This is a genomic window from Aurantiacibacter odishensis, assembly GCF_003605195.1.
Lineage (GTDB): Bacteria > Pseudomonadota > Alphaproteobacteria > Sphingomonadales > Sphingomonadaceae > Alteraurantiacibacter > Alteraurantiacibacter odishensis.
In genome coordinates this window covers 269,504-294,748 of the sequence record NZ_QYOS01000024.1, presented here as the reverse complement: position 1 = coordinate 294,748, position 25,245 = coordinate 269,504, and the positions used below count along the sequence as shown (strand labels likewise).

The following is a 25,245-nucleotide window of genomic DNA, read 5'->3' as shown; positions in this document are numbered from 1 at the left end:
AATGGGAGTTTCGCGCTCACAGTCCGAAGGCCTCCAGCCGGGCGTAGGCGTTACGGACATGGACCGGCGGCTCGGCACCTGTCGCGGCGAAGCTGTGGCGCAGGGTATCGGCCATGCTGGGCATCTGCGGCGAAGGCTCGATGCGGGTGGGCATGTCGGGATAGGCAGGCGCGCCAAGGCCGGGGCTGGCTGGACGCGGCGGCGGCGCGGCGGGCGGCGCGTTCGATGCCGTGACCATTGCGCCCTCTACCCTCTCGCGGATTACGCCCATCACCTCGCCCACGGAACGCGGCGCGCCCGATGCTTCGCGAAAGATCGCGCGGTTGGCGGCGGCGGCGCGGGGCAGCAGGGCGACGGCGGATTTGTCCGGGTCCGTGGTTAGGACGGAGAGGAAGCGCGCAGCATCGCCCGCCCCCAGGAAATGCGCGAGGTAAAGCTCGCTCGCATCGGGATCGCGCCCCAGCACACCTTGCAGCGCGGCGCGGTTGTCGGTCGCCAGTGCGCCCGCCATCAGCGAACTCGCCTGCGGATCGAAACGCAATTGCATGATCGCATCGCGCATCGCGGGATCGGTCACGCTGGCGCGCCCGCCGCGCGTCTCGATGGCGCGGGCCATGTCGCCGTAGCCCAGCCGCTCGCCGTGCCGGTCCAGCGTGGTGAGCCAGGTCTGGTCGATGAACTGGTAGAGCCCGCTGGCGCTGGACGTGCGTGCTTCTGCGCGCGGGTTCATGCCGCTCTCGATCTGGGCCTGCGCCATCAGGTAATCGAAATCGACGCCCGTGCGCCTTGCCGCGTCGGCAATCGCGTGCCGGGGGTGCGGCGCGCTGGCCGGGATCGTTGCTGAAATTCGGTCGGTCATCCGCCCTTGGCTTCCTTGCCGTTTCTCTCTGCGGGAGAGATCAGCAAGGGGCGTGCCACCTGGACGGGCCTAGGTAGTCTTACCTATGCGCGGTATGCCTGCGGAGCGGCGTAGGTGCCGGGCGAGGCCGTCAGCGCGTCGAGCCGGGCGGAAACATTGGCCGCCAGCAGGTTGCGGACCTTGCGGTTCACCTCGTTCTTCTGCCGTGCGGCATCCGCCAAGGCGCGGCACTCGGCATCGAGACCGCCTGCGTCCCGCGCTTCCAGCACGGCGCACAGGGCGTGCTTGTCACTGGTGGAGAGCATCAGCGCGTCGATATCGAGAGCGGCAAGCGCCTGCCGCTCTGCCTCAAGCACGGCAAGCATTTGCCGCAGGGCATCGGCCAATTTTGCAGCGCCGCTCATTTCGCGTCGCTCAGCATGTGGCGCGCGGCGATGATCGCGTCGGTGATTTTGGAGGGGACAAGGGGATAATTGCCATCGCGCAGGGCCTGGCGGATTTCCGCCACGCGTTCTGCATCGACCGGGGCCGCGCCCGCGCTCACTTTCGTGCCTGTCTGCACGCTCACGCCCTGATCGACTGCGCCTTTCGCTTCCTGGGCGCGCATGGCAGGTTTCTCGCCCGCCAGCTCGCGCGCAGCCGGGCGCAAGGGGCCGATACCGCTCAGTTTCGATACGTCGTAGAGGGACATTGTCGTCGCTCCTGTCATAATTCCTGAAGCGCAGAACGGCACACGAATGCTGCGTTTAAGGGTCTGGCAGGAATTTATCCCAGAGGGATGACCGCGCGCTGCGGGTTGCGCACCTGCGCGCGGATGACTTCGCGGTTGCCTTCGGGGCGGATGCGAATCCACTGGCCGATCGCGCCGTCCTCCAGCGCCTCGCCCTGCTGGCTGACGGCAAAGCCGCGCCCTTCGACGATCACGGTCATCACCTGTCCGCGCTCGACCACCACCTGCGGCTCTGCCTGCACGGCGGCTGCGGGCGCGGTGGTGCTGCCGCGATTGACCGGCACGAACACCCGCCAGCCCGCGCCGGAGGGGCATTCCACCCGCACCATGTCCGCCCCGCGCCCGTGCCAGGCCAGCGCCAGGGGTTGCGGGCACTCGGCCAGCCGCAGACGACGGTCTACCGGATGGCGTGCGCCGCCCGGTGTGCCGATAGGTGCCCCGGTGAACGCGGCGACCTCCGCATCGATGGCGGAGGGGTCGGCGAAAGCGCCCTGCTGCGCCGTGACTGGCGCGGCGATCAGGGCGGTGAGGATCAGAAAGCGGTTCATGGGCCGTGGCTCCGGTGGGTTGTCATTCCCCTTCGCGCTGCAAGGCGCGTGCCAAGCCTGCGTCAGCATCATGGGCGAAGCGCGCGATCACCAGCGTTTCCTCCGCCGGTTGCACGATCACGCGCGGGTGCAGCCCGGCAGCAATGGCCTGCTCGGCGAGCGTCTCCGCCCGCGAATGCACGGCCTCGCGTTCTTCGGGCGCGTAGTAGGCGTGGATGGTCAACTGCTCGCCTTCCGCCGGATCGTGCACCGCCAGCATGTCCAGCAACGGCGGAGCGCCCGGCCCGTCAACGTAAAGCGCCGATGCCACGCCCTGCGCCGGGGCGACTTCCCTGTTCCCCTCGAGAATGGCCGCAAGCGAACTGCCAGTCACGATGAACAGGATTAGCGAAAGGTCGGCCAGCGGCACCAGCCACTTGCCCGGCGTTCCGGCAATCATCCGGCCCGCTCCAGCGGCGCATTCGTGCGCGTGTGGGGAGTACCCTGCGCCAGTTGCGCCGCCAGCCAGTCGATCAGGCGCTGACGATCCTCGTCCTCCGCCAGCATCCGGCGTTCCATCAGCCGCGCAAGGGGATGGAAGCCAAGGTTCGCCAGCAGCAGGCCGTATAGCGTGGTGACGATGGCCATGGCGACGCTGGCCAGCAATTGCGCATCGCCCATATCACCCACCTGCATTTGCGAAAGCGAGAACAGAGTGCCTGCCATGCCGAAAACAGGCGCCATCTCGGCGGCCTGCCGGATGGGGGCGAGCGCAGCCAACCGACTGCTCTGCCGCTGGCGCTGGCACCGTTCGTGCGTGGCGATCAGCGAGCGCAGCGAACGGTCGTGGATCAGCGCATCGGAGACGAGCGCGATCTCCCGGTCCGAGGTGTGCAGCGGATGTGCGCGCAGCAGCCCGTCGTGGCGGATTTCCTCCACGTCGCGGGCGATCTCGGCGCGGGCCTTCTCGTAATCGAAACGCGGTTTCATGAGGGCACCGAGCGAATGCATGGCGGCGCTGATTTCCCGCCTGCCGCAGGCGAGGAACGTCGCCAGCAGCGTGCCGCCAAGCACGATCCCCGCACCGTTTGCGTCCCACAATGCCGAGATATCCATGCCGCGCCTGCTCCTTCCTGCGAAACACAGGACGACCGGCAAGGCGGAGGATTTAGGGCGGCGCGAAATTGCCGCATCCGGCAAGCGCTTGCCGCCTGCCAGCCCGCTTCATCCGTAAACCCCGGCAACACGCGAAACTGGCACGCCGCTTGCTGAACATGCCCGCGAGAGGACGGCCCACCCGTCCGCAATGTGAGGACCAATAGGATGAGCGACAGGCTATTCGGCATTCATGGCGCTGCGCTGGAACTGCGCTCGCACCGCATGGGGCTTCTGACGTCCAACATCGCCAATGCGGCGACGCCCGGATACCAGGCCCGTGATATCGACTTCGCCTCCGCGCTGGAGGCGCGCATGGGCGGCGGCGACCGCAATGCCGCCATCGAGAGCGCCACCCGCTACCGCGTGCCGACGATGGCCAGCATGGACGGCAACACCGTGGAACTGGCGAACGAGCAGATGGCCTTTGCCGAGAACGCGGTGGCCTATTCCGCCACGCTCACCTTCCTCAACGGCCGCGTCGAAACCGTGAAACGCGCGCTGAAGGGAGAGTAAGTCATGTCCGAACCCGTAAATCTCTTCCAGGTCGTGCAGCGCGGCATGTCTGCGCAGATGGTGCGCATGAATGCCGCCGCCTCCAACATCGCCAATTCCGGCACGGTGTCGGGCAGCGAGGCGGAAGCCTATCGACCGGTACGCGCCGTGTTCCAGCAGGAGCTGGACCAGGCATCGGGCCTCTCCAGCGTGCGCGTATCCGAAGTGCGCCAGTCCGATGTCGCCGCGATCCGCCGCCACGACCCCGACCACCCCCTCGCCGACGAGAACGGCGACGTGTGGGAAGCGGGCATCGATGAAAGCGCCGAGATGGTCGAGATCATGGAAAGCGCCCGCCAGTACCAGAACCTCGTTGAAGCCATGCAGACTGCCAAGCAGCTGATGCTCGACACGATCAGGAGCAAGTGATGACCACGCTATCTGCCCCCACGGCGCTGCCCGTCAATATCAAGGATATCAACGCCGGCGATCCCGCCATCGCGGCGGCGGCCAGCGCCAAGGCGAGCGGCATCTCCACGCTGGACCAGGGCGATTTCCTGCGCCTGCTGACCGTGCAGTTGCAGCAGCAGGACCCGCTCGCGCCGGTCGATAACAAGGACATGCTGGCGCAGATGGCGCAGTTTTCCGCCCTCGCCGGCTCTGCCGAAACCAACGCCACGCTCACCGACATTTCCACCAAGCTCGACGCGCTGATCGAGGCGCAGCGCGCGGCCATCCCCGCCAAATCCTGAGGAGTACCCGAACAATGACGTCCTTCTACACCTCGCTGAACGGCCTGAAGAATTCGCAGACCGATCTCGGCACCATCGCCCACAACATCGCCAACGCTGAAACCACCGGCTTCAAGAAGAGCAGCGTGGAATTCGCCGATCTCGTCGCCAACGGCTCTGCCGCCAATCCGCGCATGTCGCAGGGGCTTGGCGCTACGGTTGCAGGCGTAAACCAGAACTTCGGCCTCGGTGCGATCGAGCAGACCGGGCGCAACCTCGATATAGCGATCGACGGCGACGGTTTCTTCGCCACCCGCAACCCGGAAAGCGGGCAGGTGCTGTTCACCCGCAACGGGAACTTCCAGATGGACGGCGCCGGCGCGCTCACCGACTTCAAGGGCAAGGCCCTGCAGGTTTTCGAGATCGATGCCGCAGGCAACGTTCTGAATCCGGGTGCCACCATCGATGCCGTAATTCCGCTGACAAACGGAGCAGGCGCAGACCTCGCCAGCGTTTCCATCGAGGGCAACGGCCTGATCTACGGCTCCTACACCGACGGCACCAGCGAACCCATCGCCCGCGTTGCCCTTGCCAGTTTCGCCGCTCCCACGGGCCTGCGGTCGGTCGGCTCCACCAACTGGGAAGCCACCGGCTTTTCCGGCACGCCCGCCTTCGAGGTGCCTGCCAATGGTCGCAACGGGCAGCTGCTATCGGGAATGCTGGAAAAATCCAACGTCGATCTGGCCGAGGAAATGGTGGGGCTGATCACCGCCCAGCGCAATTTCCAGGCGAATGCCAAGGCCATCGATACCGCCACCCAGTTCTCGCAGACGATCATCAACCTGCGCACGTAATCGGGCCGTTCAGGAGCACTTCGTCATGGACCGAATGATCTATACCGCGCTGACCGGGATGGATGCGGCGATGACGCGCCAGCGCGCCGTCGCCAGCAACCTTGCCAATGCCAACACGCCGGGCTTCCGCGCCGAGACCTTCGCCACCACCCCGTGGCACCTGAAGGCCGAGAGCATGGACGTGCGCGGCTATGCGCAAGGCGCGGTGCGCGGGGCAGACCTGTCGCAGGGCGAAGTCACCCGCACCGGCCGCACGCTGGACGTGGCGGTGAACGGCGAAGCGCTGATCGCTTTCCAGACCACGGCGGGAGAGGAAGTCTATTCCCGCCGCGGCGATATGGAAGTTGATGCGACGGGCCGCCTGATCAATGGCGAGGGTTTGCAGGCGATGGGCACCAACGGCCCGATCACCGTGCCGCCCGGCTGGCGCGTCAGCTTCGGCAGCGACGGCACCGTCTTCGCCGCCGACCCCGCCGCGCCCGATGCGCAAGGCGAGGAAGTCGCCCGTCTCAACCTCGTCAGCCCTGCGGGCAGCGCGGTTGTGAAGGACCTCGACAACCAGTTGCGCGTGCGTAGCGGCGGCGTTTTGCCGAACGATCCGGAAGCGCAGATCGTTACCGGCGTACTGGAGGCGAGCAATGTCGATGCCTCCGGCACCCTGGTCGAGATGATCGAGGCGCAGCGCAGTTTCGAACGGCGCGTGCAGATCATCTCCACCGCCGAACAGCTCGACCAGTCCAGCGCCAGCCTGATGTCGCTGCGCTGATATCTGACCTGAAAGGACAAGACCCATGCCTACATCCGCACTTCACGTCGCCCGCACCGGGCTGGAGGCGCAGGACACCCGGATGCGGGTGATCGCCAACAATCTCGCCAACATCGGCACCACCGGCTTCAAGCGCGACCGCGCCAATTTCGAAACGCTCGCCTATGACGATGCCCGCGTCGCCGGACAGCGCTCCACCGGAGAGACAGCCTATGCCGTGGGCCTGAACCTTGGCACCGGCGTTTCGGTGCAGGGCACCACCCGCATCGACACGCAGGGCACCATGACCACCACCGGCAACTCGCTGGACCTGGCGCTGGACGGCGACGGGTTCTTCGTGGTCGAGACACCGGGCGGGCAGACGGCCTACACCCGGGCGGGCAATTTCACTCTGTCGGCAGAGGGCCAGCTCGTCACCGCGCAAGGCTATGCCCTGCAACCCGCGATCCAGGTGCCCGAAGGCGCGCAGTCGATCTCGGTCGGGCCAGACGGCACCGTTTCCGCGATAATGCCGGGCGACGCCGCGCCTGCGGAACTGGGCCAGATCACCATTGCCAGCTTCGTCAATCCGGCGGGCCTTCAGGCAACCGGCAACAACCTGCTGCTAGAAACGGGCGCCAGTGGCGCTGCCGAGGTGGGCGTTCCGGGCGAGAACGGGCGCGGGCAGTTGCGGCAGGGAATGCTGGAAGCATCCAATGTCAACGTTGTGGAGGAACTGGTCGAGATGATCGAGGCACAGCGCGCCTACGAGATCAATTCCAAGATGATCAGCGCAGTCGACGAAATGCTGCGCAACGCCAACCAGACGCTGTGAGAACCACGATGAACCGAGCAATTGCGGCGGGTCTTCTCGCCCTCACCCTTTCCGCCTGCGGCATGGAAGGCGGGCGGCCTGCTCCCGGCTTTTCCGCCAGCCTGCCGCTGCCCCCGGCGGTGCCCACCCCGCACAACGGCGCGATCTACCAGGCGGCGAACGGCTATGCCGCGCTGCACGAAGGCACGCGGGCGCGCCGGGTGGGCGATCTTGTCACGGTGATCCTTGTCGAAAGCGTCAGCACCAACAAGACCACCAGCGCCACCACTGGGCGCAACGGCAGCGCCTCGATCACCCCGCCCAGTGCAGGTCCGCTCGATTTCCTCAACCCCGATGCCCTTAATGCATCGTCGCAATCGTCGTTCAATGGTTCGGGCACTGCAAGCCAGCGCAGCCAGCTCAACGGCGCGATTTCGGTGACGATTTCCGAAGTCCGCCCCAACGGCACCGCGCTGGTGGTGGGAGAACGCAACATGCAACTCAGCCAGGGCGACGAATGGGTGCAGTTCGCAGGGATCCTGCGACTGGCCGATATCGATGTCGACAACCGTATCCTCTCCACCCGCATCGCCGATGCGCAGATCATCTACGGCGGACAGGGCGCGATCCAGCAGGCCAGCCGCCCCGGATGGCTGGGCCGGTTCTTCAACATGGTGAGCCCGTTCTGATGCGTATTCTCACTCTCCTTCTCGCGGCGCTGGCGATGTTCGCCGCCTTGCCCGCCCAGGCCGAGCGCGTGCGCGATCTCGGCACGTTCGACGGCGTGCGGCCCAACCAGCTGACGGGCTACGGCATCGTGGTGGGCCTCGACGGTTCGGGCGACGACAACTTCGAATATGTGACGCAGGCCATGCGCGGCGTTTCCGGGCGGCTGGGCCTCACCTTGCCGCCGGGCGTTTCGCCGGGGCTGAAGAACGCCGCCGCCGTGATCGTCACCGCCGAACTGCCCGCCTTTGCCAAGCCGGGGCAGACCATCGACGTGACCGTTTCCACCATCGGCCGCGCGGATTCGCTGCGCGGCGGATCGCTGGTGCTCTCCCCCCTCTACGGCGCGGACGGGCAGGTCTATGCCATGGCGCAGGGCAACCTTGCCGTGGGCGGCCTCGGCGTATCGGGCCGCGACGGCAGCCAGGTGACGGTAAACGTACCCACCGTGGGCCGCATCGCCGATGGCGCGACCGTGGAACGCGCCGTTGCCACCGGTTTCGACAGCCAAGGCGAGCTGCGCTTCAACCTTCACAACGCCGATTTCCAGACGGCGAGCCGGATGCGCGATGCCATCAACTATCGCTTCCCCGGCTCCACCCGCGTGGTGGACGGCGTGACGCTCTCCATCGTCATGCCGTTCGGGGGCGATGCCCGCGCGGAGATGATCGCAGCGATCGAGATGATCGACGTGACGCCTGCCGAAACGCCCGCTCGCGTGATCGTGAACAGCCGCACCGGCACCGTCGTCATCAATTCCGCCGTTCGCCTGTCGCCCGCCGCGATCAGCCACGGACGGCTGGTGGTGCGCATTCAGGAGGACGAGCGGATCATCCAGCCAGAGCCATTCAGCCGCGGCGTGACCGCCGTCGAACAGGCGAGCGACGTGAGCTTCGAGGCCGAGGAAACGCGGCTTGCCATGCTCGATAGCGGGGCGAACCTTTCCGAGGTGGTCGATGCGCTCAACATGCTTGGCGTGGGCGCGTCGGACCTCGTCGTGATCCTGGAAGCCCTGAAGCAGGCGGGCGCCTTGCAGGCCGAGATGGTGATCCTGTGACCGCGATCCTGCCCACCTCGCCCATGCAATCGCTCGGCGTGCAGGCCACGCCGCGGGAGGACCTGCGCGAGGCGGCGCAGGCGTTCGAGGCGATCTTCGTGCGCCAGTTGCTCGCCTCGGCCCGCGCCAGCGACTTTGGCGGAAGCGAGCTGTTCGGCGGTCCCGGCCTCGAACAGTTCACCGCCATGCGCGACGAGCATTTCGCGGATATCGCATCGAAGCAGGGCACCTTTGGCCTTGCGGCTTCCATCGAACGGCAACTGGCCGCTTTCGTAGATAACGGGGGCAGCTAGGCCATGTCGAACCTGCTCAACATCGGGAAGAGCGGCGCGATGGCCGCGCGGGCCGCGCTGGACCTGACGGCGCAGAACATCGCCAATGCGGGCAATCCGGACTATGCCCGGCGCTCGCTGGCCATGGCCGAAGTCGCCGCGACCAGCGGCATCGGGGTGGAGCCGGGCACCGCGCTTTCGGGCGTGCGGGTGGACCGGGTGTTGCGTTCGGACTCGTTGTTTCTGCAGAACGAGGCGCGCCGCACTTCGGGCGACCTTGCCCGCGCCGATGCGGAACTTGCGGGCCTCACCCACGCCGAAAGCGCGATCGAGCAGGCGGGTATCTACGGCGCGATCGTCGATTTCGAGGCTAGCCTGTCGCGCCTTGCCTCCGATCCGCTTGGCGGGGCGCTGCGCGCCGCCGCGCTGGAGGACGGGCGGCGGCTGGCCGAGACATTCCACGTCGCGAGCAATGCGCTGGACGTGGCGGAAAGCGATGCACGGCTGAAGACCGAGGCTGGCGTGGAGCAGGTCAACCTGCTTGCCGCCGAACTGGCGCGCACCAATGTCGGCATTGCCCGCGCCCAGCCGGGCACCAGCGGCATGGCCGTTCTGCACGACCGGCGCGATGCGCTGCTGCGCGACCTTGCCGATCTGACCGGCGGCAGCGCCAGCCTCGATAGCCTTGGCCGCGCCACGGTGACGCTGGGCGGCGAAGTTCTGGTGCAGGTCACGCAGGCGAACTCGCTCGCCGCCAGCGCCAATACAGATGGCAGCCTTGCTTTCACTGTCGGCGGCAATGCGGTGACGCTGCGGTCCGGCAGCTTGCTGGGCGGATCGCAAGCCATGCAGGCCATCGGCGGCCTTCGCACGCAGCTGAACGACGTCGCCGTGCAGGTGATGGACACGCTCAACACCGCGCAGGCTAATGGCACCGCCCCCGATGGCTCTGCAGGCCAGCCATTCTTCAGCGGCACCGGCGCTGCCGATATGGCATTGGCGCTCACCAGCGGCAGCCAGATTGCCACCGCGCCTGCGGGTTCGCCTGCCGGAAGCCGCGATATCGGAAACTTACAGGCCTTGCGCGATGCGCTGAGCAACGGCGGCCCCGCGCAAAGCGCCGACACCCTGTTGTTCGGCCTTTCCAGCGCCATCGATGCACGCTCCGTCACGCGAGACGTCTTGCGGACCATTGCCGATACAGCCCAGGTCGCCCTTGCCACAGAGACCGGCGTCGATCTCGACCAGGAAGCCACGAACCTGCTGCGCTACCAGCAGGCATTCCAGGCCAATGGCCGCGTGATCCAGGCCGCCAGCGACATCTTCGACACTATCCTGGGGATCGGCTGATGAGCGTTGTCACCAATTCCACCCTCGCCTTCTACGCCCGCTCCCGCCTGCAGATGGGCGGCCTGCGGCAGGAGGCGGAGACCTTGCAGGGCCAGCTTTCGACCGGCGAGAAGCTGTCGCGCTCTTCCGACGATCCGGTTGCCGCATCGCGCCTGCGCACGCTCCAGCGCGCCGAGCAACTGGGCAAGGTCGACGCCGCCAACGCCCGCCGCGCCAGCGAGGACCTGCAGGTGACGGCCGGAAGTCTGGAATCCGTCGCCAACGATCTCGTGCGGGTGCGCGAACTGGCCGTGTGGGCAGCCACCGAAACTATCGGCGCGACCGAGCGCGATGCCATCGCGACCGAGATCGATTCACTGCGGCTGCGAATGCTCGCTGCCGCCAACGCGCTCGATTCCAGCGGCAACGCCGTGTTCGGCGGCGAAGGCAGCGGGCGCGCTTACGACGTCGATAGCACGGGCGCGATCACCTATGTCGGCACGGCCACCAGCGGCACCATCGATCTTGGCCAGGGCCAGAGCGTGATCCGCGGGTTCACCGGGCCGGAAGTCTTCGATCTCAACGACGGCGGTACGGCGAGCGACGTGTTCGCCCACCTCGCCGCATTGGCCAGCGCCCTTCGCGGCGGTGCGGCCGATCCGGCCGCTGCCGCCCGCGACGCGATGGGCGGGCTGGACGAGGCGCTGGAGAGCGTCACCCGTGCCCAGACCGTTACCGGCGCGCGCGTGGCGTGGCTGGACGTGGTGCAGGACAGGCAGGTGGACCAGTCGTTCGCCCGCTCCCAGCAGATCGCCGATACCGGCGGCGTCGATTTCGCCTCCACCATCGCAGAATTGCAGCAGCTTCTTACCGTGCTGGAGGCCAGCCAGGCCAGCTTCTCGCGCATCGCCAATCTCAGCCTGTTCAACCAGATCTGACCCCTTCGAAGGACCGACAATGTTTGCAGCCATCGGGATCATCATCCTGCTTCTCATGGTGTTCGGCGGTTTCGTGATCGCGGGCGGCTCGCTGGGTCCGGTGCTGGCCGCTCTGCCGCTGGAGATGATGATCATCGGCGGGGCCGCCATCGGCGCCACCGTGATCGGCAATTCCATGCACGAGCTGAAGCTGCTGGGCAGCGGGCTGAAAAAGGTTTTCGGCGGGCCGCGCTATTCGGACCAGGACCACATCGATGCCATCGCGCTCACCTCCAGGCTGATGAAGATGATGAAGACCGAAGGGCCGGTGGCACTGGAAAGCCACGTTACCAACCCGAAAGAATCGACCGTGTTCGCCGAGTATCCGGCGCTGCTGGCCGATCCCGCGCTCACCGGCCTCATCTGCGACACGCTGACGCTGATCGTCGTATCCTCGGGCTCGCTGGACACCCACGCGGTGGAGGACGTGATGGACAATGCCATCAAGAGCCAGCTGTACGAGATGGAAGAGCCGCAGCATGCGCTGCAATCGCTGGCCGATGCCCTGCCCGCACTTGGCATCGTCGCCGCCGTGCTGGGCGTGATCAAGACCATGGGCAGCATCGACGAGCCGCCATCCGTGCTTGGCGGCATGATCGGCTCTGCCCTCGTCGGCACGTTCCTCGGCGTGCTGCTGGCCTATGGCTTCGTCGGCCCGATGGCGGGGCGCCTCAAACAGGTGAACGCGCACGACGCGCAGATTTTTCACTCGGTGAAACAGGTGCTGATTGCGTCCCTGCACGGCTATCCGCAGCCGCTGGTAGTGGAAAGCGCGCGCTCCGGCCTACCGCCCGCGCATCGCCCGGCGCTGACCGATCTGCTCGACGCGCTGCGGGGCAAGTGACATGGGCTCCGCCGCGCTGAAACCCGTCGAGACAGCGCCCGAACCGCTGCCGCCTCCCCCGGCACCGATCATCGTGAAGAAGGTGATCGTCCAGGGCGGCGACGGGCACCACGGCGGGGCGTGGAAAGTGGCCTATGCCGACTTCGTCACTGCGATGATGGCCTTCTTTCTGCTGCTCTGGCTGCTCGGCTCCACCACTGAGGACCAGCGCAAGGGGCTTGCGGACTACTTCACCCCCACGCTGGTGAAGATGCGTGAACAAAGCGCCGGGGCAGACGGGCTGCTCGGTGGCTCGTCTCTGGTCGACGCCGACAACTACCCCCACGCCGCCGGTCAGACCGGCACCGAGGCCATCACCATCCCGCGTGACACGCAAGGCGGCCCCACCGAAGGCGGTGCGCCCGATACCGAGCGCCGCCGCGCCGCGATCGCGGAACAGATCGCCGAGGCCATGGCCCAGCGCGCCCGGCTGGCCAGGCTGGTGCGACAGGTGCGCGTCGTCGACACGCCCGAAGGCATTCGGATAGACCTGGTGGACGATGCCGATTTCTCGATGTTCCACCTCTCCTCCACCGTGCTGACGCCCGATGCGCGCGAACTGCTGGGCGTGATCAGCGGTGCCGTGGCGGAGCAGGACGGACAGCTGATCGTGCGCGGCCATACCGACGCGCTGCCTTGGCGTTCGGGCGTTGCCGCCAATAACTGGTCGCTCTCCACAGGGCGGGCAGAAGCGACGCGGCAGGAACTGCTGCGCGCCGGATTGCCGGAGCGCCGGTTCGACCGGATCGAGGGCGTGGCGGACCGCGAACTGCTGATTCGTGACAACCCCGCGGACCCGCGCAATCGCCGCATGTCCATCCTGCTGCTGGAAGGACGGGCGCGCTCCCTAGGGGCGAACCCCTAGGCGAGCCGGACGGCGCGCTTAACCACGATTGCCTAGGCCTTGACCCCGATCACTTCCAGGAACGGGGACAAGACACGTGACCATCGCCATCCACCCGCACGAAATCGGGCAGTTGCTCGACCGCTTCCCGCAGGCGACCTGCCTGTCGCTCGACTGCTTCGACACGCTATTATGGCGCGATTGCCATGCCCCGGCGGACCTTTTCGCTGCCCTCCCCGGCATCAATCGCGGCCAGCGCGCCGATGCGGAACGGCGCGCGCGCAAGGCGCAGGCGCTGGCCGGGCGCGGGACCGAGGTAACGATCGGCCAGATCTATGCCACGCTCATGCCCAACGCCTCCGCGGCCGAGCGCGACGCTGCGATCGCGGCGGAACTCGACGCCGAGGCGCGCCATTGCCAAGCCTTTGCGCCCACGGTGGACCTGATGCGCGCGGCCAGGGCGCGCGGGATGCAGATCATCATCGTGTCCGACACATATTTCGACGAGACGCAGCTGCGCAACCTGATCGCCCTGTCGGCCGGTGAAGACGTTGCGGCCATGATCGACGCGCTGTTCGCTTCCAGCACGCACGGCGTTTCGAAAGCGGGCGGACTCTATCGCACGGTCCTCGAAAAGCTCGACCATCCGCCGGAGGGGGTCGTGCACCTGGGCGACAATTTCACGGCCGACGTAGGCGGGGTCGCCCCTCTCGGCGTACAGGCCGTGCACCTGGTGCAGTTCGACGACGATGCGCGCGCCGCCCAGCGGTTGGAAGCCGGTGTCGATGCCATGGTGCACACCGGCTCCGACAAGCTGCCGCGACCCTACCAGCCGCACCGCGCGGCGCTGGGCTTCGGGCTGCCGCAGCTTGCCTGCCCCGCGCAAAGGCTGGGCGCGAGCGTGCTGGGGTCGGTGCTGCACGCCTATGACATGTGGCTGCGCGGCGAGGCAGACGCTTTGAAGGCCAAGCACGGCGGCAAGGTTCACTGGCTATTCCTGATGCGCGACGGGCACCTGCCGCAACGCGTGCACACGGAAAACGGCGCTGGCGATAACGTCCACGCCGCCGAGATCAGCCGCTTCACTGCCACCGCCGCGCACCTTGCGCAGGATGGCGCGCTGGAGACTTTCCTTGCCGAGGAACTGGGCCAGCGTCCGCAAAGCCTCGCCCGGCAATTGCTGATGGACGAAGCGCGGATCGAGAGCCTCCTGGGCGGCCTCGATATGGAAGAAGGCAGCAGGGCGCTGCTGAAGGAGAGCCGCACCGGCCCGTTCCGCAAGGCCACGCGGCGAAAGGCGCGCGCCATGGCGGACCGGCTTGAGGCGCACGTGCGCCAGCTTTGCAATCCGGCGAAAGGCGACGTGCTGATGCTGGTGGACCTTGGCTACAACGGCACGGTGCAGAACCGCGTTGCCGCCCTGCTGGAGGAGCGGCTGGGCGTGCATGTCGCGGGCCGATACCTGCTTCTGCGCGAGCGCGATTGTCCCGGCCTCGACAAGACCGGCCTGATCGACGCGCGCCATTATCCGCCCGAACTGCTGGAGGCCATGTGCGCCAATGTAGCGCTGCTGGAACAGCTTTGTTCGAAGGATTGTGGATCGGTGAGGGACTATGCTGAGGACGGCACCCCCATTCGCGGCGAGAACGACATCGATCACGCCCAGAGCGCTGTGCGTGAGGCGGCCCAGCAAGGCGCGCTCGCGTTCCAGCGATGGGCGGAGGCCAGCACGATCCGCACCGCCGCGCCGCATGCCGCGCAGATGTGGCGCGAGGCCGCCGCATCGGTACTGATGCGCGTGATGTACCTGCCGACACCCGCAGAGTTGCAGGTGGTGGACCAGTTCCAGCATGACGTGAACCTTGGCACCGACAGGGTCGTGCCGCTGTTCGATAGGGCGATTGCCGGTGAAGGGCTGCGGCAGCGCGGGTTGTTCTACATGAACGGTTCGCAGCGCATGTACCTGCCCGCCGAAGTGGCGGGGGAAGCGATGGAAACGCGTTTGGCTTTGCTCGCCCAGCGGCGGTTCAACCTGCCTTTCACCTTTGCCGATTGCGCGGGCGAGGCGCTGCAACTGCCGGTGGTGTTTCACGACGGGCAGAATGCCTCGCGCCGCCTGGTGGAGGCGCGCCCGACGCACGACGGATACTACACCGCCGCCATTCCCGTGGGGCAGGCGCGCTTTGCCGTCGCCCCACAATTTGCCGAGCTGTTCGAATGGGTCGAGCTGGAACGCCTCGCCTTCGTGCCGGTGAAGCAGTTCATTTCCGGCACGCACGAGGAACTGCGCTGCGAGTGGCCGGCCCACCCGCACTACGATGCGATGGCGAGCGAGGGCGGGCGCCTGCTCGATTGCCGCGATGCCGCCGCGCAAATGCTGGTGCCGCCCCCTCAGATTGATGGCGAAAATGCGCTGCTGCTCGCCTGCACCTTTCGCCCGCTGGTCCGGCGCCGCAAAGGCAAGGTCCTGACGCAGGCACTTTCGGCCTGATTGCATCCACCTTCAGAAAAGAGAAACGGCCCGGAGCGGGGATGCTCCGGGCCGTCTTCCTTTGTGGCCCGTGGGACGGGTCTGGGGTTTAACGCAGCAGGGAGAGAACGTTCTGCTGGCTCTGGTTCGCCTGGGCCAGCATCGCCGTCGATGCCTGGCTCAAAATCTGTGCCTTGGCGAGAGCGGTCGTTTCTTCCGAATAGTCCGTGTCCACGATCCGCGAACGCGCATCGGAGAGGTTGGTGGAGTTGGTGTTCAGGTTGTTGATCGCCGATTCCAGGCGGTTCTGGCCTGCACCCAGCGAAGCCCGGGTGGAGCTGATGTCAGCCAGAGCGAGATCGACGTTGCCGATCGTGGTGTCGGCATTGGCCGAGGTCGTCACGTCCAGCGCGGTGGCGGAGATGTTGGTGCCGCTGATGGCCTTGCTGGTCAGCGTTACTTCGTTCGTAGCGTCGGTGGCGATGGTGAAAGTCACGTCCGAACCCGACGTGGTCGAGAAGACCGACACGCCGTTGAATTCGGTGTTGGCAAGGATGTCGCTAATCTGCGCCTGCAGTTCGTCGACTTCTGCATCCATGTAGCCGCGATCGGTGTCCGAATAGGTATCCGTCTTCGACTGCACGGCCAGTTCACGAACGCGCTGCAGCATGTTGCTGACCTCGTCCAGCGCGCCTTCGGCGGTCTGCGCCAGAGCGATACCGTCGTTGGCGTTCCGCACGCCCTGCTTCATGGCGCGGATGTCGGCCGTCATGGTGGTGGAAATGGCGAGGCCGGCGGCATCGTCCTTCGCGCCGTTGATGCGCTTGCCGGTGGAAAGGCGTTCCATTGCCTGACCTTGCATGCGGTCTGCCTGCGAGGAGGCGTTGGTGGCGCGCAGTGCGCTGATGTTCGTATTGATAACACCCATGTTGAATTCTCCTGGTCTTCGTTTCGTCAGCCGCAGCCCGCATTCGTTGGAATTGGCGCGGCTGCCAGCACCAAGAGCGGCCATCGGCGAGAATGTTTAAGCGCCTCCATCTGCCTCAGACCGCTGAAAACATAGGTGTTTGCACGAGGGATTAAGTTCAGCGTTCCTTGGCCGTTGGCGGGCCATTTCCCCTCTTGCAAACAGCGTTAACAGGGGTTTCGAAATGGCACGGGCAATCGGCACGCAGGGGCTGCAAAAAAATCATCCTGAACTGGCAGGCATAGCCGAGGCATGGCTGTGCGGGGTGCCGGGCGCGGCCGATCTTCAGCTTTGCGAGGCAGGGGCGGACGTTCCCGCCCGCCGCCGGGACGACCGCGTGCTGGCCGTCAGCCGCTGCGCCGCTCCGGCGCTGGCGCGGTTGGGTGCGAACATGCTGCGCCTCGATTACGCCGATGCCCATTCGCGCATGACCCGCGCCGCCATGATGGTTGCCGCAACCGAGACCGACGGGCCGATCGTGGCCGATGCCGGATCGCAGGCGCTGATGATGCTGGCAGAGCGTGTGGCTGCCAGCACCATCCCCGTGCTGATCGAGGGGCCGACCGGAACCGGCAAGGAAGTGCTCTCCCGCTTCATCCACCGCGCAAGCACCCGCGCCGATGGCCCGTTCGTGGCCGTCAACTGCGCCGCCATGCCCGAAGCCATGCTGGAAGCCTTGCTGTTCGGCCACCGCAAGGGCGCCTTCACCGGCGCGACCGAGGCGAGCGAGGGCTTCTTCCGCGCGGCCGACGGCGGCACCCTGCTGCTGGACGAGCTGGGCGAGATGCCGCTGGGCCTGCAGGCAAAGCTGCTGCGCGCCCTGCAGGAAGGCGGAGTCGTGCCGCTGGGCGCGACACAGCCGGTGAAGGTGGACGTGCGCGTGATCGCCGCCACCAACCGCGACCTGCCGCGCGAGATTGCCGAGGGCCGCTTTCGCGAAGACCTCTATTACCGTCTCAACGTGTTCCCCCTGCGCCTGACAGCGCTGCGCGAGCGCACCGACGACATTGCCCCGCTCGCCGTTGCCATGCTGCTGCGCCACGCGCCCGACCCGGCGCGCGGCCTGTGGATAGACGACGCGGCGCTGGCGAAGCTTGAGGCGCACAAGTGGCCCGGCAACGTGCGCGAACTGGAAAACGTCATCCGACGCGCGCTGCTTCTGGCTGGCGATGAGCCCGTGATAACCGCCGAGCACATCATATTCGACAACGCGGCGACGCCCGTGGTGGGCACGACTGTAGCCCCCGCCAACCTGTCCCCTCCGCGCGGCGGCGAGCGCAAGCTTTCCGCCGTCGTCCGCCAGTCCGAAGCGCAGGTGATCCTCGACGTGCTGGACGACAACGGCGGCAATCGCCTCGCCACGGCAAAGGCGCTGGGCATTTCGGAGCGCACGCTGCGCTACCGCCTCGCCTCCATGCGTGAAGCCGGCCTGCTGGCCGCGGTCGGTGCGCGATGAGCACCATTGGTCCCGCGGGCGGCGCAGGCGCGCTGCACCAGGTGATGCAGATCCGCCAGCAGGTGATGCAACAGTCCGATGCCTTGCGCACCCTGCGCGAGGCGGGCGCGGCGGGCGGCCCCGATGCCGCCGCCGCGCCCACCCGGACTGGCGAGGCGCAGGGCGGCGGCTTTGCCGACACGCTGAAGTCCACGCTCGACGCGGTGAACGAGGCGCAGGCCCGTTCCGGCGCGATCACCGAGGCGTACGAGCGCGGCGAAGTGACCGACGTGGCGCAGGTGATGATGGCGCGGCAGGAAAGCTCGGTCGCTTTCGAGGCGACCCTGCAGGTGCGCAATAAGCTTTTGAGCGCCTACCAGGAAATCATGCGGATGGGAGTTTGATAGATGGCTGAAACGGCCCTCCCCCTCGATCCCGCCGCCACCGGCGGGACGGACCTTGCCACACGCGCACGCGGCCTGATCGCCCAGCCTGCCGTCCGCCGCGCCCTGCCCGCCATCGGCGGCGTAGCTGCGCTGGCCGCCATCGGCGCGCTTTACCTTGCGCTGGCCGAAGGACCGCAACGCGTGCTCTATTCCACACTCTCCGACGCGGAGCGCGCCAGCGTGGTGCAGACGCTGGACGGCGCTGGCATCGCCTACGATATCGACAATTCCACCGGAATGCTTTCGGTCGCGGAAGACGATGTCTACCGCGCGCGGATGCTGGTCGCGTCCGACGGTTCGCTGGCAAGCCCCGATAACACCATCGAATTGCTCGATTCCATTCCGCTCGGCTCCAGCCGCACGCTGGAAGGCGAACGGCTGCGCAACGTGCGCGAGCGCGAGCTGGTGCGCACCATCGAGGAGATCGACGGCGTCGAGAGCGCCCGCGTCCATCTCGCCGCGCCAGAACGCTCCGTCTTCGTGCGCGACAACGTGGCACCCAGTGCATCGGTAATGCTTCGCCTCGCGCGTGGTCGCAGTCTTTCGGAAGATCAGGTGCGCGCCATCGTGAACCTCGTCGCAGGCTCTGTGCCGGGGCTGACGGCGGAGGCTGTGCGCGTGGCCGATCAGTCGGGTCGCCTGCTGTCTTCCACCGGAGCCAGCCCCACCGACACTCTCGACCTGCAACGCCAGTTCGAGGAAAAGCTGCAATTGCAGGTCGCGCAACTGCTCACGCCGATGATTGGCGAGGGCAATTTCTCCAGCCAGGTGCAGGTGGAACTGGACCTGTCGGAAGAAACCCGCGCCCGCGAAAGTTACGACGATGACGGCGTCGTCCGCTCCGTCAGCGAGACGACATCCACCCGCGGCGGCGAAATGCTGGCGGGCGGCGTGCCCGGCGTGACGGCCAATACTCCGCCCGATCCCGCGCAGCTGGAAGAGGGCGCTCCGCAAGGGGGCGCGGCCAATGCCGCCACCACGCCGCAAAGCGGACAGACCAGCGCCAGCCGCGTGTTCGAAGTGGGGCGCGAGGTATCCGTCACATCCTCCGGCCCCGGCACGGTGAAACGCATTTCCGTGGCCGTGGCGCTGAGTGACGAGGCGCTGAAAGCCATCGCGCCTGCCACCGCGCAGCAGGTGCAGCAGCTTGTCACTGCCGCCGTGGGCGCAAGCCCGCAGCGCGGCGATCAGGTAACGGTTGTCGCCGGCGCGTTCGAGCCGGTGGAGGCGGTGGAAACGCCCTTCCACGAAACCGGCTGGTTCGCCATGGTACTGCGTTACGGCACCGCGCTGATCGCGGTGATCCTGGGCCTGCTGTTGGGCGTACGTCCGATCCTGAAGGCGCTGCGCGGCCAGCAGGACGAGGCCGGGAGCGACGATGTTCCCGCACTCCCGGCGGGCGAGGAGGGCGAGGAAATCCTCATCGCGCCGCATCCCGTGCCAGCCGCTGGCGGACGTGACGACCTGCAGGAACAGGTGGCGCTGGCCCGCCGCCTGGCGAATGAACAGCCCGAGCGCGCCGTTGTCGCGCTGCGCCGGATGCTGGCAACCCCCGAAGCAGGAGCCAGCCAATGACCGCACTGGAATCGTTCGACAATGCCGAACGCGCCGCCGTCATCCTGATGCTGATGGACGATGCCGAGGCGGCGAAGCTCCTCGGCAGTCTGGAACCCGACGAATTGCAGCGGGTGGGCGAACAGATGATCGCGCTGGGCGATGTGGACCCGGTGCGCATTGCCGGCGCCATCGAAGGCTTCGTGAAACTGGCCGACGACAGCACCCTGCCCGCGCATGACCGGCCCCGCCAGGTGCGCCAGCGCATGACGCAGGCACTGGGCGAGATCAAGGCCGATTCCATCATGCAGCGCATCGTCCCCGAAGGGCCTGCCCCGTCGCTGGAACTGGCCCGCTGGCTGGCCCCCGGCGTGCTGCTGCCCCTGGTGGAGGGTGAGCATCCCCAAGCCATTGCCGTGCTGCTGCTGCTGCTGGACGCAGAGCCCGCCGCCGAACTGCTATCGCTGTTGCCGCCCTCGCTTCAGCCCGATCTGGTGGAACGGATCGCGCGGATGCGGCAGGTTTCGGGTCATGCGATGGACATGCTGGAGGACGTGCTCTCGCAGCGGATCGCCCACCGGTTCGGCAAGGCCGCGCTGTCGATGGGCGGCGCGCGCGAGGCAGCGGAGCTCATCAACATGGCTGCGCGCCCGGTCAGCGGCGTCGTCATGCCTGCCATAACGCAGAAGGACGCCGATCTCGCCCGCGCGATCGAGGCGGAGATGTTCACCTTCGAAATGCTCTTCACGCTGGAGCCGATGGAGATGGGCAAGCTGCTGCGCGAGGTGGAGAACGAAGTGCTGGTGGATGCGCTGAAGGGGCTGCCCGACAACGAACGCGAACCGTTCTTCGCCGCCATGTCCAGCCGCGCCGCCGACGGCGTGAAGGACGAGATCGAGGAACGCGGCCGCCTGAAGAAGAGCGAGGTTATCGCCGCGCAGGACGCCGTGGTGAAGATCGCGCGCAAGCTGGCCGACGACGGCGAGATCAGCCTGGGGGGCGACGATGGCGAATTCGTTTGAGCCGCTTACCGGCTTTGCCGGGACCGCGGAGGCGGAGCCACCAACACCCTGGTTCGCCGCGCTGTCGCAAGGCAGCGGTTTCCAGCCGGACGCCCGCTTCGGCGCTGCGCCCGCACCAATCAAAGAGCCGGAACCCGAGCGGCCCGATGCCGTGCTGGCGGACATGCTGGCCGATGCCGAAGCGCGCGGACGCGAAGCCGCGCTGGCCGAAATGGCGAGCGAAGGCGCGGCGCGCGCGGCCTTGAAGCTGTCTTTCCAGAAACTGGATGCACAATTGAATGAGCAACTGGCTCAGCGTCTGGCGGAAACCGTCGCCGCGCTGTGCGAGAGCGCACTGGCCCCGATGGTGCTGGATTCCGAAGCCTTGCAGCGCCGCTGCAAGAACGCCGCCGACCTGCTCACCGATGCCACCGACGCACGCCTGCGCCTCCACCCGGATGACACCGCCTTGCTCGATCCCCAATTCGCGCAGTGCTGGACCATCGTCTCCGCACCCGAACAGGCGCGCGGCACCGTGGTGTTCGAGACAGCCGATGGCACCGTCCGCGACGGGCCGGACGAATGGCGCAGCGCCCTGCGGGAAACGCTCGGCCTGTGCTGAACATCGTCAACCGCGAGCTGGACCGGATGGTGCAGAGCCAGCCGACCTTTACCCCGGTGCGCCTTGGCCGGATCGTCGCCTGTGACGGCGGACTGATCGAGGTATCGGGCCTCGACGCGCCCATCGGCACACTCTGCCGCGCCGAAACGCAAGGCGGCGAACCCGCGCCTGCCGCCGAAGTCGTCGGCTTTCGCAGCGGGCGCAGCCTGATGATGCTGCTGGGCGATACCGTGCGCCTGCAACCCGGCGCGCTGGTTCGGGCCGAGGGGCATCCCGGCGTCGTCAAGGTGGGCGAGGAATTCCTGGGCCGCGCGGTGGACGGGCAAGGCCTGCCCATCGATGGCGGCCCGCTGGTGAAAGCACGGCATGACTGGCTGCTGGGCGGCAGACGCGAGAGCGCGCTGGAACGTTCCAGCGTGATCGAGCCGTTCGACTGCGGCATCCGGGCCATCAACGCACTGGCGACCATGGGCGTGGGACAGCGGCTGGGTGTGATCGCAGGCTCGGGCGTCGGCAAATCCGTGCTGCTGGATACCATGGTGCGCGGCTCAGACTGCGATGTGGCCGTGGTCGGCCTGATCGGTGAGCGCGCGAGAGAGGTATCGGATTTCGTGTCCCGCCACATGCGCGGCGAACAGAAGCGCCGCACCGTGGTCGTCGCGGTCCCTTCGGACCATGCCGCCAACCTTCGCCTGCGCGGCGCGCAACTGGCCACCTCGCTGGCGGAATATTTCCGCAGCCAGGGCAAGCGTGTGCTGCTGGTGATGGACAGCCTCACCCGCGTGGCCCACGCGGCTCGCGAGATCGCGCTTTCGCTGGGCGAAGCAGGCGCGGCGCGCGGCTATCCGCCCTCGGCGCTGGCCTGTATTACCAAGCTGATCGAACGTGCGGGCAATTCCGCCACCAGCGGCGGCTCGATAACCGGGCTCTATTCGGTGTTAGCCGATGGTGACGACACCTCCGACCCAGTGGTCGATACCGCGCGTGCCATTCTGGATGGACACATCGTGCTGAGCCGGGAGATCGCGCAGCGTGGGCATTACCCCGCCATCGACATCCCAACCTCGCTCAGCCGGGTGATGGCCGACGTCGCCGCGCCCGATCATCGCCGCCACGCAGGCACCCTTCGTGGCCTGATCGCGGCCCACGAGAGCAATCGCGATTTCCTGATGATGGGCGCCTACCAGCAGGGCACCGACGCCCAGCTCGACCGCGCCGTGGCGATGCAGGAGCAGATCCGGTCCTTTCTCGCACAGGAGGCGGGCGAGCCAGTCTCGCTCGCTGCCTCCACCGCCGCTCTTGCCGCGCTGATGGTCGATGCCGCACGCTGATCGCCGCATCGCGCTGCTGAAACGCGTGGTGCGACTGCGCGAGGTGGAAAAGCGCCGAGCCGCCGCTCGCCTTGCCGAGGCGCAGGGCATGCACGGCAAGCTGCTGGCGCTGGAAAGCCGCAGTGCCGAAATCGCCGCCACCTATTCCGCGCGCCGGGATGCGGGCACGGCAGGCGAGCTTGCGCGAACTCTGCAATTCACCGCGGGGGTGCAGGCTATCAGGGGCGATACCGCCAGCGAAGCGCGCAAGGCGGGCGATGCCAGCCAGGCGGCGATGGCGCACCTGCACATGGCCGAGCGGCGGCAGGAGATCACCGCAGATGCCCTGTCCACCCGCCAGCGCGAGGACGAAATGCGCCGCGCGTCGCGCGAACCGACGCAATTGGCACGCAAATTGAAAAGCCCCTCCTGACCGTTAACCAACAGGCGCAGGGCCAATCCAGGTGAATCTTTTCGATCTCGTTCCTTCATCCAGCGCAGGCATTGCAGCCGTGCTGTCCGGCCCGGGGGCCCAAGCCAAAAATCCGGAGGAAAGCGGGCTTTTCGGCTCCTTTGCCGACCTGTTCGCCCTCACCCTTGCCGCACCGCAGGCCGCACCCGCCGTGAAAGGCGAAGGTGTGGTTCATGCCGCTGACGGCAATGCCTTGCCGGATGAGACCGGCAAGGAGTTGCCGCTTGCCGTTGCCGCTCTGCCGTTGGCCGCGCAGCCGGTCGCGATGCCTTCCGATGGAGAGGACCCACCCCCGCCACAGAACGTGCCGCCCGTCCTTCGAAGTGTGCCTTCCCCGTATGAACCGGCTGCAACGTTTCTCGTCTTGCCAGACGCGAAGCCGAGTGAAGCACGCGCCCTGCACGCCGTCGCTCCTAAGGATGAAGCCGAACCGTCGCCTCTGTCGCGCTCTGAAGCGCATGTCCCGTCCGCCAGGTCCCCCGCACCTGCCGAACTGGCCCTCGCGGCAGGCCACACGGTGGCACTCGCATTGCGACCCGCAACGACGGGCACTGCCGCTAAGATCGGATTGTCCGGGTCTGACGGAGCGCAGCCCCCCGCTGCGGAGGCCTTGAACGTGTCGGACGAAGCGACGCGGAAGCCGATCGCCGCCGAGAAGGTCGCTCGCTTCATCCCGGTTGCGCAGTTGCTGCGGCCCGTGGCCACCAGTTCGCCTGCTCCCGTTATGGAGACTGCTGCCGACGCCGCGCCCGAACACAGGTCGCAGTCGGTCTCGCCCGCCGCCCCGTCGTCGACGGTTCCCGCGCCTCTCGTCCAGACTGCCGTCGTGCCATCCGGCGAGACCGCTCGCCCCATCGCTACCGCATCGCTGCCAGATGCCGCCCCGGCCCCGCAGCGCCATGATTTCGGGCAGGTCGTCGAGAAACTGGCCGAGGCCCGCGAACTCGCTCGCCCGGCGCGGGCCGAGATGCAGGTCTCGCATCGCGAATTCGGAACGGTCTCGATGCAGTTCGACGTCACCGGCGGCGCGCTGAAAGTCGCGCTCGCCAGCGCCCATGCGGGATTTGCGCCAGCCGTACAGGCGGCGCTGGCCGAGCGCCCGGTGGCCGCTTCCACGGAAGCCGCGCGGGTCGAAGTTGCAAACCATCAGCAGGCGCAGACGAGCGTCCAGGCCAGCACCTCCGCGCAGTCTGCGACGGGTCATTCCCACGGCGATAACGCTCAACACCAGCAGGGCCGTCAACACGAAACACCCCGCGCCCCTGGTGTGCAGCCCAACCGCGGCGAGCAGGCCGAAACCGCCGAACGCAGTGCTCCGCAACGCCGCCCCACCGGTCGCGATGCCGCGCTGTTCGCCTGATCCATCCATCGGAGACACGATCCATGAGCAAGTCCAAACCCGCTGACGACAAGGCCGAGAGCAAGCCGAAGTCGGGCGCGATGAAAATGGTTGTCGGTGCCGTGGTCCTCCTGGGCCTCGGTGCGGGCGGAGCCTACGGCGCCTTTGCCGCTGGCCTGCTGGGCCCCGCGGGCGAAGGCGAACACGGCCCCGACGTGCCGCAACTGGTCAGCAAGGGCGCGGAAGATCCCTTCGCTCCCATCGATGAAGACGCCCTCGTCCTGGTCCACGGCGAAGGCGGCAGCGAGTATCGCACGGCCTATTACAGCTTCGAGGAAGGGTTCACGTCCAACCTCAAGGATTCGCCCGGCCTGGTGCAGTTGAGCCTCGCTGCCTCCACCCGCCACGACGGGCGCGTGATCCAGTGGTTGCAGATGCACGAACTGGCCATCCGCTCCGCCATCCTGGTGGAACTGGCCAACACGAGGGAAGACGACGTTTTCACCGTGGAAGGCAAGGAAGACCTGAAGAAGCGCCTCGCCGCCGCGATCAACCGCGTGCTGGAAGAGGAAGAAGGGTTCGGCGGCGTGGATGCAGTCCACTTCCGCACGTTCCTCGTCCAGTGAAACCC

At 67.2% G+C, this 25,245-nt stretch carries 30 protein-coding genes; 23 read left to right on the top strand and 7 right to left on the bottom strand.

Annotated features, from left to right (window positions below; translation table 11 throughout):
- Nucleotides 1-16: 16 nt before the first annotated feature.
- From D4Q51_RS10670 to D4Q51_RS10645, 6 genes are all read right to left on the bottom strand, one after another.
- Complete coding sequence (locus D4Q51_RS10670) at nucleotides 17-859, bottom strand: transglycosylase SLT domain-containing protein (RefSeq protein ID WP_120077734.1); 843 nt, start codon at nucleotides 857-859, stop codon at nucleotides 17-19.
- A gap of 83 nt (nucleotides 860-942) precedes the next feature.
- The gene (locus D4Q51_RS10665; RefSeq protein ID WP_240624681.1) at nucleotides 943-1,263 is read right to left on the bottom strand and encodes a flagellar protein FlgN; all 321 of its coding nucleotides are present in this window, start codon (nucleotides 1,261-1,263) and stop codon (nucleotides 943-945) included.
- Nucleotides 1,260-1,550 (bottom strand): flagellar biosynthesis anti-sigma factor FlgM, encoded by a 291-nt coding sequence (locus tag D4Q51_RS10660; RefSeq protein ID WP_162925298.1) that lies wholly within the window; start codon nucleotides 1,548-1,550, stop codon nucleotides 1,260-1,262. Before D4Q51_RS10660 ends, D4Q51_RS10665 begins: the two co-directional genes overlap by 4 nt.
- 74 nt (nucleotides 1,551-1,624) lie before the next feature.
- Entirely contained in the window at nucleotides 1,625-2,137 is a 513-nt protein-coding gene (locus D4Q51_RS10655) for a flagella basal body P-ring formation protein FlgA (RefSeq protein ID WP_162925297.1), read from the bottom strand.
- Between the two features lie 22 nt (nucleotides 2,138-2,159).
- Nucleotides 2,160-2,576, bottom strand: a complete 417-nt coding sequence (locus D4Q51_RS10650) for a hypothetical protein (RefSeq protein WP_120077731.1) — start codon at nucleotides 2,574-2,576, stop codon at nucleotides 2,160-2,162.
- Complete coding sequence (locus D4Q51_RS10645) at nucleotides 2,573-3,232, bottom strand: MotA/TolQ/ExbB proton channel family protein (RefSeq protein ID WP_120077730.1); 660 nt, start codon at nucleotides 3,230-3,232, stop codon at nucleotides 2,573-2,575. The genes D4Q51_RS10650 and D4Q51_RS10645 overlap by 4 nt, the downstream gene beginning before the upstream one ends.
- 207 nt (nucleotides 3,233-3,439) lie before the next feature.
- On the opposite strand from D4Q51_RS10645, the gene flgB reads away from it, so the two are divergent.
- The 14 genes from flgB (at nucleotide 3,440) to D4Q51_RS10575 (ending at nucleotide 15,489) form a co-directional block, all read left to right on the top strand.
- Nucleotides 3,440-3,787: a flagellar basal body rod protein FlgB gene (gene flgB / locus D4Q51_RS10640; RefSeq protein ID WP_120077729.1), complete on the top strand. Its 348-nt coding sequence runs from the start codon at nucleotides 3,440-3,442 to the stop codon at nucleotides 3,785-3,787.
- 3 nt (nucleotides 3,788-3,790) lie between these two features.
- A complete protein-coding gene (gene flgC / locus D4Q51_RS10635; RefSeq protein WP_120077728.1) occupies nucleotides 3,791-4,195 on the top strand; it encodes a flagellar basal body rod protein FlgC in 405 nt (134 codons plus the stop codon).
- A complete protein-coding gene (locus tag D4Q51_RS10630; RefSeq protein WP_120077727.1) occupies nucleotides 4,195-4,518 on the top strand; it encodes a flagellar hook assembly protein FlgD in 324 nt (107 codons plus the stop codon). Before flgC ends, D4Q51_RS10630 begins: the two co-directional genes overlap by 1 nt.
- Before the next feature lie 14 nt (nucleotides 4,519-4,532).
- Nucleotides 4,533-5,351: a flagellar hook-basal body complex protein gene (locus tag D4Q51_RS10625; protein ID WP_120077726.1), complete on the top strand. Its 819-nt coding sequence runs from the start codon at nucleotides 4,533-4,535 to the stop codon at nucleotides 5,349-5,351.
- A 25-nt stretch (nucleotides 5,352-5,376) separates the two neighbouring features.
- Nucleotides 5,377-6,117, top strand: coding sequence for a flagellar basal body rod protein FlgF (locus D4Q51_RS10620; RefSeq protein WP_120077725.1), 741 nt, complete (start codon nucleotides 5,377-5,379; stop codon nucleotides 6,115-6,117).
- 25 nt (nucleotides 6,118-6,142) lie between these two features.
- Nucleotides 6,143-6,931 carry a flagellar basal-body rod protein FlgG gene (gene flgG / locus D4Q51_RS10615; protein ID WP_120077724.1) on the top strand — a complete coding sequence of 263 codons (789 nt, stop codon included), beginning with the start codon at nucleotides 6,143-6,145 and terminating at the stop codon, nucleotides 6,929-6,931.
- Nucleotides 6,932-6,939: 8 nt separating this feature from the next.
- Nucleotides 6,940-7,599, top strand: a complete 660-nt coding sequence (locus tag D4Q51_RS10610) for a flagellar basal body L-ring protein FlgH (RefSeq protein ID WP_120077723.1) — start codon at nucleotides 6,940-6,942, stop codon at nucleotides 7,597-7,599.
- Nucleotides 7,599-8,693 (top strand): flagellar basal body P-ring protein FlgI, encoded by a 1,095-nt coding sequence (locus D4Q51_RS10605; RefSeq protein WP_240624680.1) that lies wholly within the window; start codon nucleotides 7,599-7,601, stop codon nucleotides 8,691-8,693. The genes D4Q51_RS10610 and D4Q51_RS10605 overlap by 1 nt, the downstream gene beginning before the upstream one ends.
- Nucleotides 8,690-8,986 (top strand): rod-binding protein, encoded by a 297-nt coding sequence (locus D4Q51_RS10600; RefSeq protein ID WP_240624679.1) that lies wholly within the window; start codon nucleotides 8,690-8,692, stop codon nucleotides 8,984-8,986. The genes D4Q51_RS10605 and D4Q51_RS10600 overlap by 4 nt, the downstream gene beginning before the upstream one ends.
- 3 nt (nucleotides 8,987-8,989) lie before the next feature.
- A complete protein-coding gene (gene flgK, locus D4Q51_RS10595; protein ID WP_120077721.1) occupies nucleotides 8,990-10,315 on the top strand; it encodes a flagellar hook-associated protein FlgK in 1,326 nt (441 codons plus the stop codon).
- Nucleotides 10,315-11,232 (top strand): flagellin N-terminal helical domain-containing protein, encoded by a 918-nt coding sequence (locus tag D4Q51_RS10590; protein WP_120077720.1) that lies wholly within the window; start codon nucleotides 10,315-10,317, stop codon nucleotides 11,230-11,232. Before flgK ends, D4Q51_RS10590 begins: the two co-directional genes overlap by 1 nt.
- A gap of 19 nt (nucleotides 11,233-11,251) precedes the next feature.
- Nucleotides 11,252-12,115: a flagellar motor stator protein MotA gene (gene motA, locus D4Q51_RS10585; protein WP_120077719.1), complete on the top strand. Its 864-nt coding sequence runs from the start codon at nucleotides 11,252-11,254 to the stop codon at nucleotides 12,113-12,115.
- A 1-nt stretch (nucleotide 12,116) separates the two neighbouring features.
- Nucleotides 12,117-13,019: a flagellar motor protein MotB gene (locus D4Q51_RS10580; RefSeq protein WP_120077718.1), complete on the top strand. Its 903-nt coding sequence runs from the start codon at nucleotides 12,117-12,119 to the stop codon at nucleotides 13,017-13,019.
- 76 nt (nucleotides 13,020-13,095) lie between these two features.
- Nucleotides 13,096-15,489 carry an HAD family hydrolase gene (locus D4Q51_RS10575; RefSeq protein ID WP_120077717.1) on the top strand — a complete coding sequence of 798 codons (2,394 nt, stop codon included), beginning with the start codon at nucleotides 13,096-13,098 and terminating at the stop codon, nucleotides 15,487-15,489.
- 88 nt (nucleotides 15,490-15,577) lie between these two features.
- Here D4Q51_RS10575 and D4Q51_RS10570 read toward each other — a convergent pair whose 3' ends face one another.
- Complete coding sequence (locus D4Q51_RS10570) at nucleotides 15,578-16,396, bottom strand: flagellin N-terminal helical domain-containing protein (RefSeq protein ID WP_120077716.1); 819 nt, start codon at nucleotides 16,394-16,396, stop codon at nucleotides 15,578-15,580.
- Between the two features lie 223 nt (nucleotides 16,397-16,619).
- Between D4Q51_RS10570 and D4Q51_RS10565 the strand changes: the two genes are divergently transcribed.
- From D4Q51_RS10565 to D4Q51_RS10520, 9 genes are read left to right on the top strand one after another with little or no spacing between them, the layout of a single operon-like run.
- Nucleotides 16,620-17,891, top strand: coding sequence for a sigma-54 interaction domain-containing protein (locus D4Q51_RS10565; RefSeq protein WP_120077715.1), 1,272 nt, complete (start codon nucleotides 16,620-16,622; stop codon nucleotides 17,889-17,891).
- A complete protein-coding gene (gene fliE / locus D4Q51_RS10560; protein WP_120077714.1) occupies nucleotides 17,888-18,274 on the top strand; it encodes a flagellar hook-basal body complex protein FliE in 387 nt (128 codons plus the stop codon). The genes D4Q51_RS10565 and fliE overlap by 4 nt, the downstream gene beginning before the upstream one ends.
- 3 nt (nucleotides 18,275-18,277) lie before the next feature.
- A complete protein-coding gene (fliF, locus tag D4Q51_RS10555) occupies nucleotides 18,278-19,891 on the top strand; it encodes a flagellar basal-body MS-ring/collar protein FliF (RefSeq protein WP_120077713.1) in 1,614 nt (537 codons plus the stop codon).
- Entirely contained in the window at nucleotides 19,888-20,892 is a 1,005-nt protein-coding gene (locus D4Q51_RS10550) for a flagellar motor switch protein FliG (protein ID WP_120077712.1), read from the top strand. Before fliF ends, D4Q51_RS10550 begins: the two co-directional genes overlap by 4 nt.
- Nucleotides 20,876-21,493: a FliH/SctL family protein gene (locus D4Q51_RS10545; protein ID WP_120077711.1), complete on the top strand. Its 618-nt coding sequence runs from the start codon at nucleotides 20,876-20,878 to the stop codon at nucleotides 21,491-21,493. The genes D4Q51_RS10550 and D4Q51_RS10545 overlap by 17 nt, the downstream gene beginning before the upstream one ends.
- The gene (locus D4Q51_RS10540) at nucleotides 21,487-22,824 is read left to right on the top strand and encodes a FliI/YscN family ATPase (RefSeq protein ID WP_420807539.1); all 1,338 of its coding nucleotides are present in this window, start codon (nucleotides 21,487-21,489) and stop codon (nucleotides 22,822-22,824) included. Before D4Q51_RS10545 ends, D4Q51_RS10540 begins: the two co-directional genes overlap by 7 nt.
- Entirely contained in the window at nucleotides 22,811-23,236 is a 426-nt protein-coding gene (locus D4Q51_RS10535; RefSeq protein ID WP_120077709.1) for a hypothetical protein, read from the top strand. Before D4Q51_RS10540 ends, D4Q51_RS10535 begins: the two co-directional genes overlap by 14 nt.
- Nucleotides 23,237-23,267: 31 nt before the next feature.
- Nucleotides 23,268-24,635 carry a hypothetical protein gene (locus D4Q51_RS15760; protein ID WP_162925296.1) on the top strand — a complete coding sequence of 456 codons (1,368 nt, stop codon included), beginning with the start codon at nucleotides 23,268-23,270 and terminating at the stop codon, nucleotides 24,633-24,635.
- Between the two features lie 23 nt (nucleotides 24,636-24,658).
- Nucleotides 24,659-25,240 carry a flagellar basal body-associated FliL family protein gene (locus D4Q51_RS10520; protein ID WP_120077706.1) on the top strand — a complete coding sequence of 194 codons (582 nt, stop codon included), beginning with the start codon at nucleotides 24,659-24,661 and terminating at the stop codon, nucleotides 25,238-25,240.
- Nucleotides 25,241-25,245 lie beyond the last annotated feature (5 nt).

Excerpts from the sequence above, each read along its gene's own strand:
- D4Q51_RS10670 (WP_120077734.1), bottom strand. The coding sequence starts at position 859 with ATGACCGACCGAATTTCAGCAACGATCCCGGCCAGCGCGCCGCACCCC.
- D4Q51_RS10665 (WP_240624681.1), bottom strand. The coding sequence starts at position 1,263 with ATGAGCGGCGCTGCAAAATTGGCCGATGCCCTGCGGCAAATGCTTGCC.
- D4Q51_RS10660 (WP_162925298.1), bottom strand. The coding sequence starts at position 1,550 with ATGTCCCTCTACGACGTATCGAAACTGAGCGGTATCGGCCCCTTGCGC.
- D4Q51_RS10655 (WP_162925297.1), bottom strand. The coding sequence starts at position 2,137 with ATGAACCGCTTTCTGATCCTCACCGCCCTGATCGCCGCGCCAGTCACG.
- D4Q51_RS10650 (WP_120077731.1), bottom strand. The coding sequence starts at position 2,576 with ATGATTGCCGGAACGCCGGGCAAGTGGCTGGTGCCGCTGGCCGACCTT.
- D4Q51_RS10645 (WP_120077730.1), bottom strand. The coding sequence starts at position 3,232 with ATGGATATCTCGGCATTGTGGGACGCAAACGGTGCGGGGATCGTGCTT.
- flgB (WP_120077729.1), top strand. The coding sequence starts at position 3,440 with ATGAGCGACAGGCTATTCGGCATTCATGGCGCTGCGCTGGAACTGCGC.
- flgC (WP_120077728.1), top strand. The coding sequence starts at position 3,791 with ATGTCCGAACCCGTAAATCTCTTCCAGGTCGTGCAGCGCGGCATGTCT.
- D4Q51_RS10630 (WP_120077727.1), top strand. The coding sequence starts at position 4,195 with ATGACCACGCTATCTGCCCCCACGGCGCTGCCCGTCAATATCAAGGAT.
- D4Q51_RS10625 (WP_120077726.1), top strand. The coding sequence starts at position 4,533 with ATGACGTCCTTCTACACCTCGCTGAACGGCCTGAAGAATTCGCAGACC.
- D4Q51_RS10620 (WP_120077725.1), top strand. The coding sequence starts at position 5,377 with ATGGACCGAATGATCTATACCGCGCTGACCGGGATGGATGCGGCGATG.
- flgG (WP_120077724.1), top strand. The coding sequence starts at position 6,143 with ATGCCTACATCCGCACTTCACGTCGCCCGCACCGGGCTGGAGGCGCAG.
- D4Q51_RS10610 (WP_120077723.1), top strand. The coding sequence starts at position 6,940 with ATGAACCGAGCAATTGCGGCGGGTCTTCTCGCCCTCACCCTTTCCGCC.
- D4Q51_RS10605 (WP_240624680.1), top strand. The coding sequence starts at position 7,599 with ATGCGTATTCTCACTCTCCTTCTCGCGGCGCTGGCGATGTTCGCCGCC.
- flgK (WP_120077721.1), top strand. The coding sequence starts at position 8,990 with ATGTCGAACCTGCTCAACATCGGGAAGAGCGGCGCGATGGCCGCGCGG.
- D4Q51_RS10590 (WP_120077720.1), top strand. The coding sequence starts at position 10,315 with ATGAGCGTTGTCACCAATTCCACCCTCGCCTTCTACGCCCGCTCCCGC.
- motA (WP_120077719.1), top strand. The coding sequence starts at position 11,252 with ATGTTTGCAGCCATCGGGATCATCATCCTGCTTCTCATGGTGTTCGGC.
- D4Q51_RS10580 (WP_120077718.1), top strand. The coding sequence starts at position 12,117 with ATGGGCTCCGCCGCGCTGAAACCCGTCGAGACAGCGCCCGAACCGCTG.
- D4Q51_RS10570 (WP_120077716.1), bottom strand. The coding sequence starts at position 16,396 with ATGGGTGTTATCAATACGAACATCAGCGCACTGCGCGCCACCAACGCC.
- D4Q51_RS10565 (WP_120077715.1), top strand. The coding sequence starts at position 16,620 with ATGGCACGGGCAATCGGCACGCAGGGGCTGCAAAAAAATCATCCTGAA.
- fliE (WP_120077714.1), top strand. The coding sequence starts at position 17,888 with ATGAGCACCATTGGTCCCGCGGGCGGCGCAGGCGCGCTGCACCAGGTG.
- fliF (WP_120077713.1), top strand. The coding sequence starts at position 18,278 with ATGGCTGAAACGGCCCTCCCCCTCGATCCCGCCGCCACCGGCGGGACG.
- D4Q51_RS10550 (WP_120077712.1), top strand. The coding sequence starts at position 19,888 with ATGACCGCACTGGAATCGTTCGACAATGCCGAACGCGCCGCCGTCATC.
- D4Q51_RS10545 (WP_120077711.1), top strand. The coding sequence starts at position 20,876 with ATGGCGAATTCGTTTGAGCCGCTTACCGGCTTTGCCGGGACCGCGGAG.
- D4Q51_RS10535 (WP_120077709.1), top strand. The coding sequence starts at position 22,811 with ATGCCGCACGCTGATCGCCGCATCGCGCTGCTGAAACGCGTGGTGCGA.
- D4Q51_RS10520 (WP_120077706.1), top strand. The coding sequence starts at position 24,659 with ATGAGCAAGTCCAAACCCGCTGACGACAAGGCCGAGAGCAAGCCGAAG.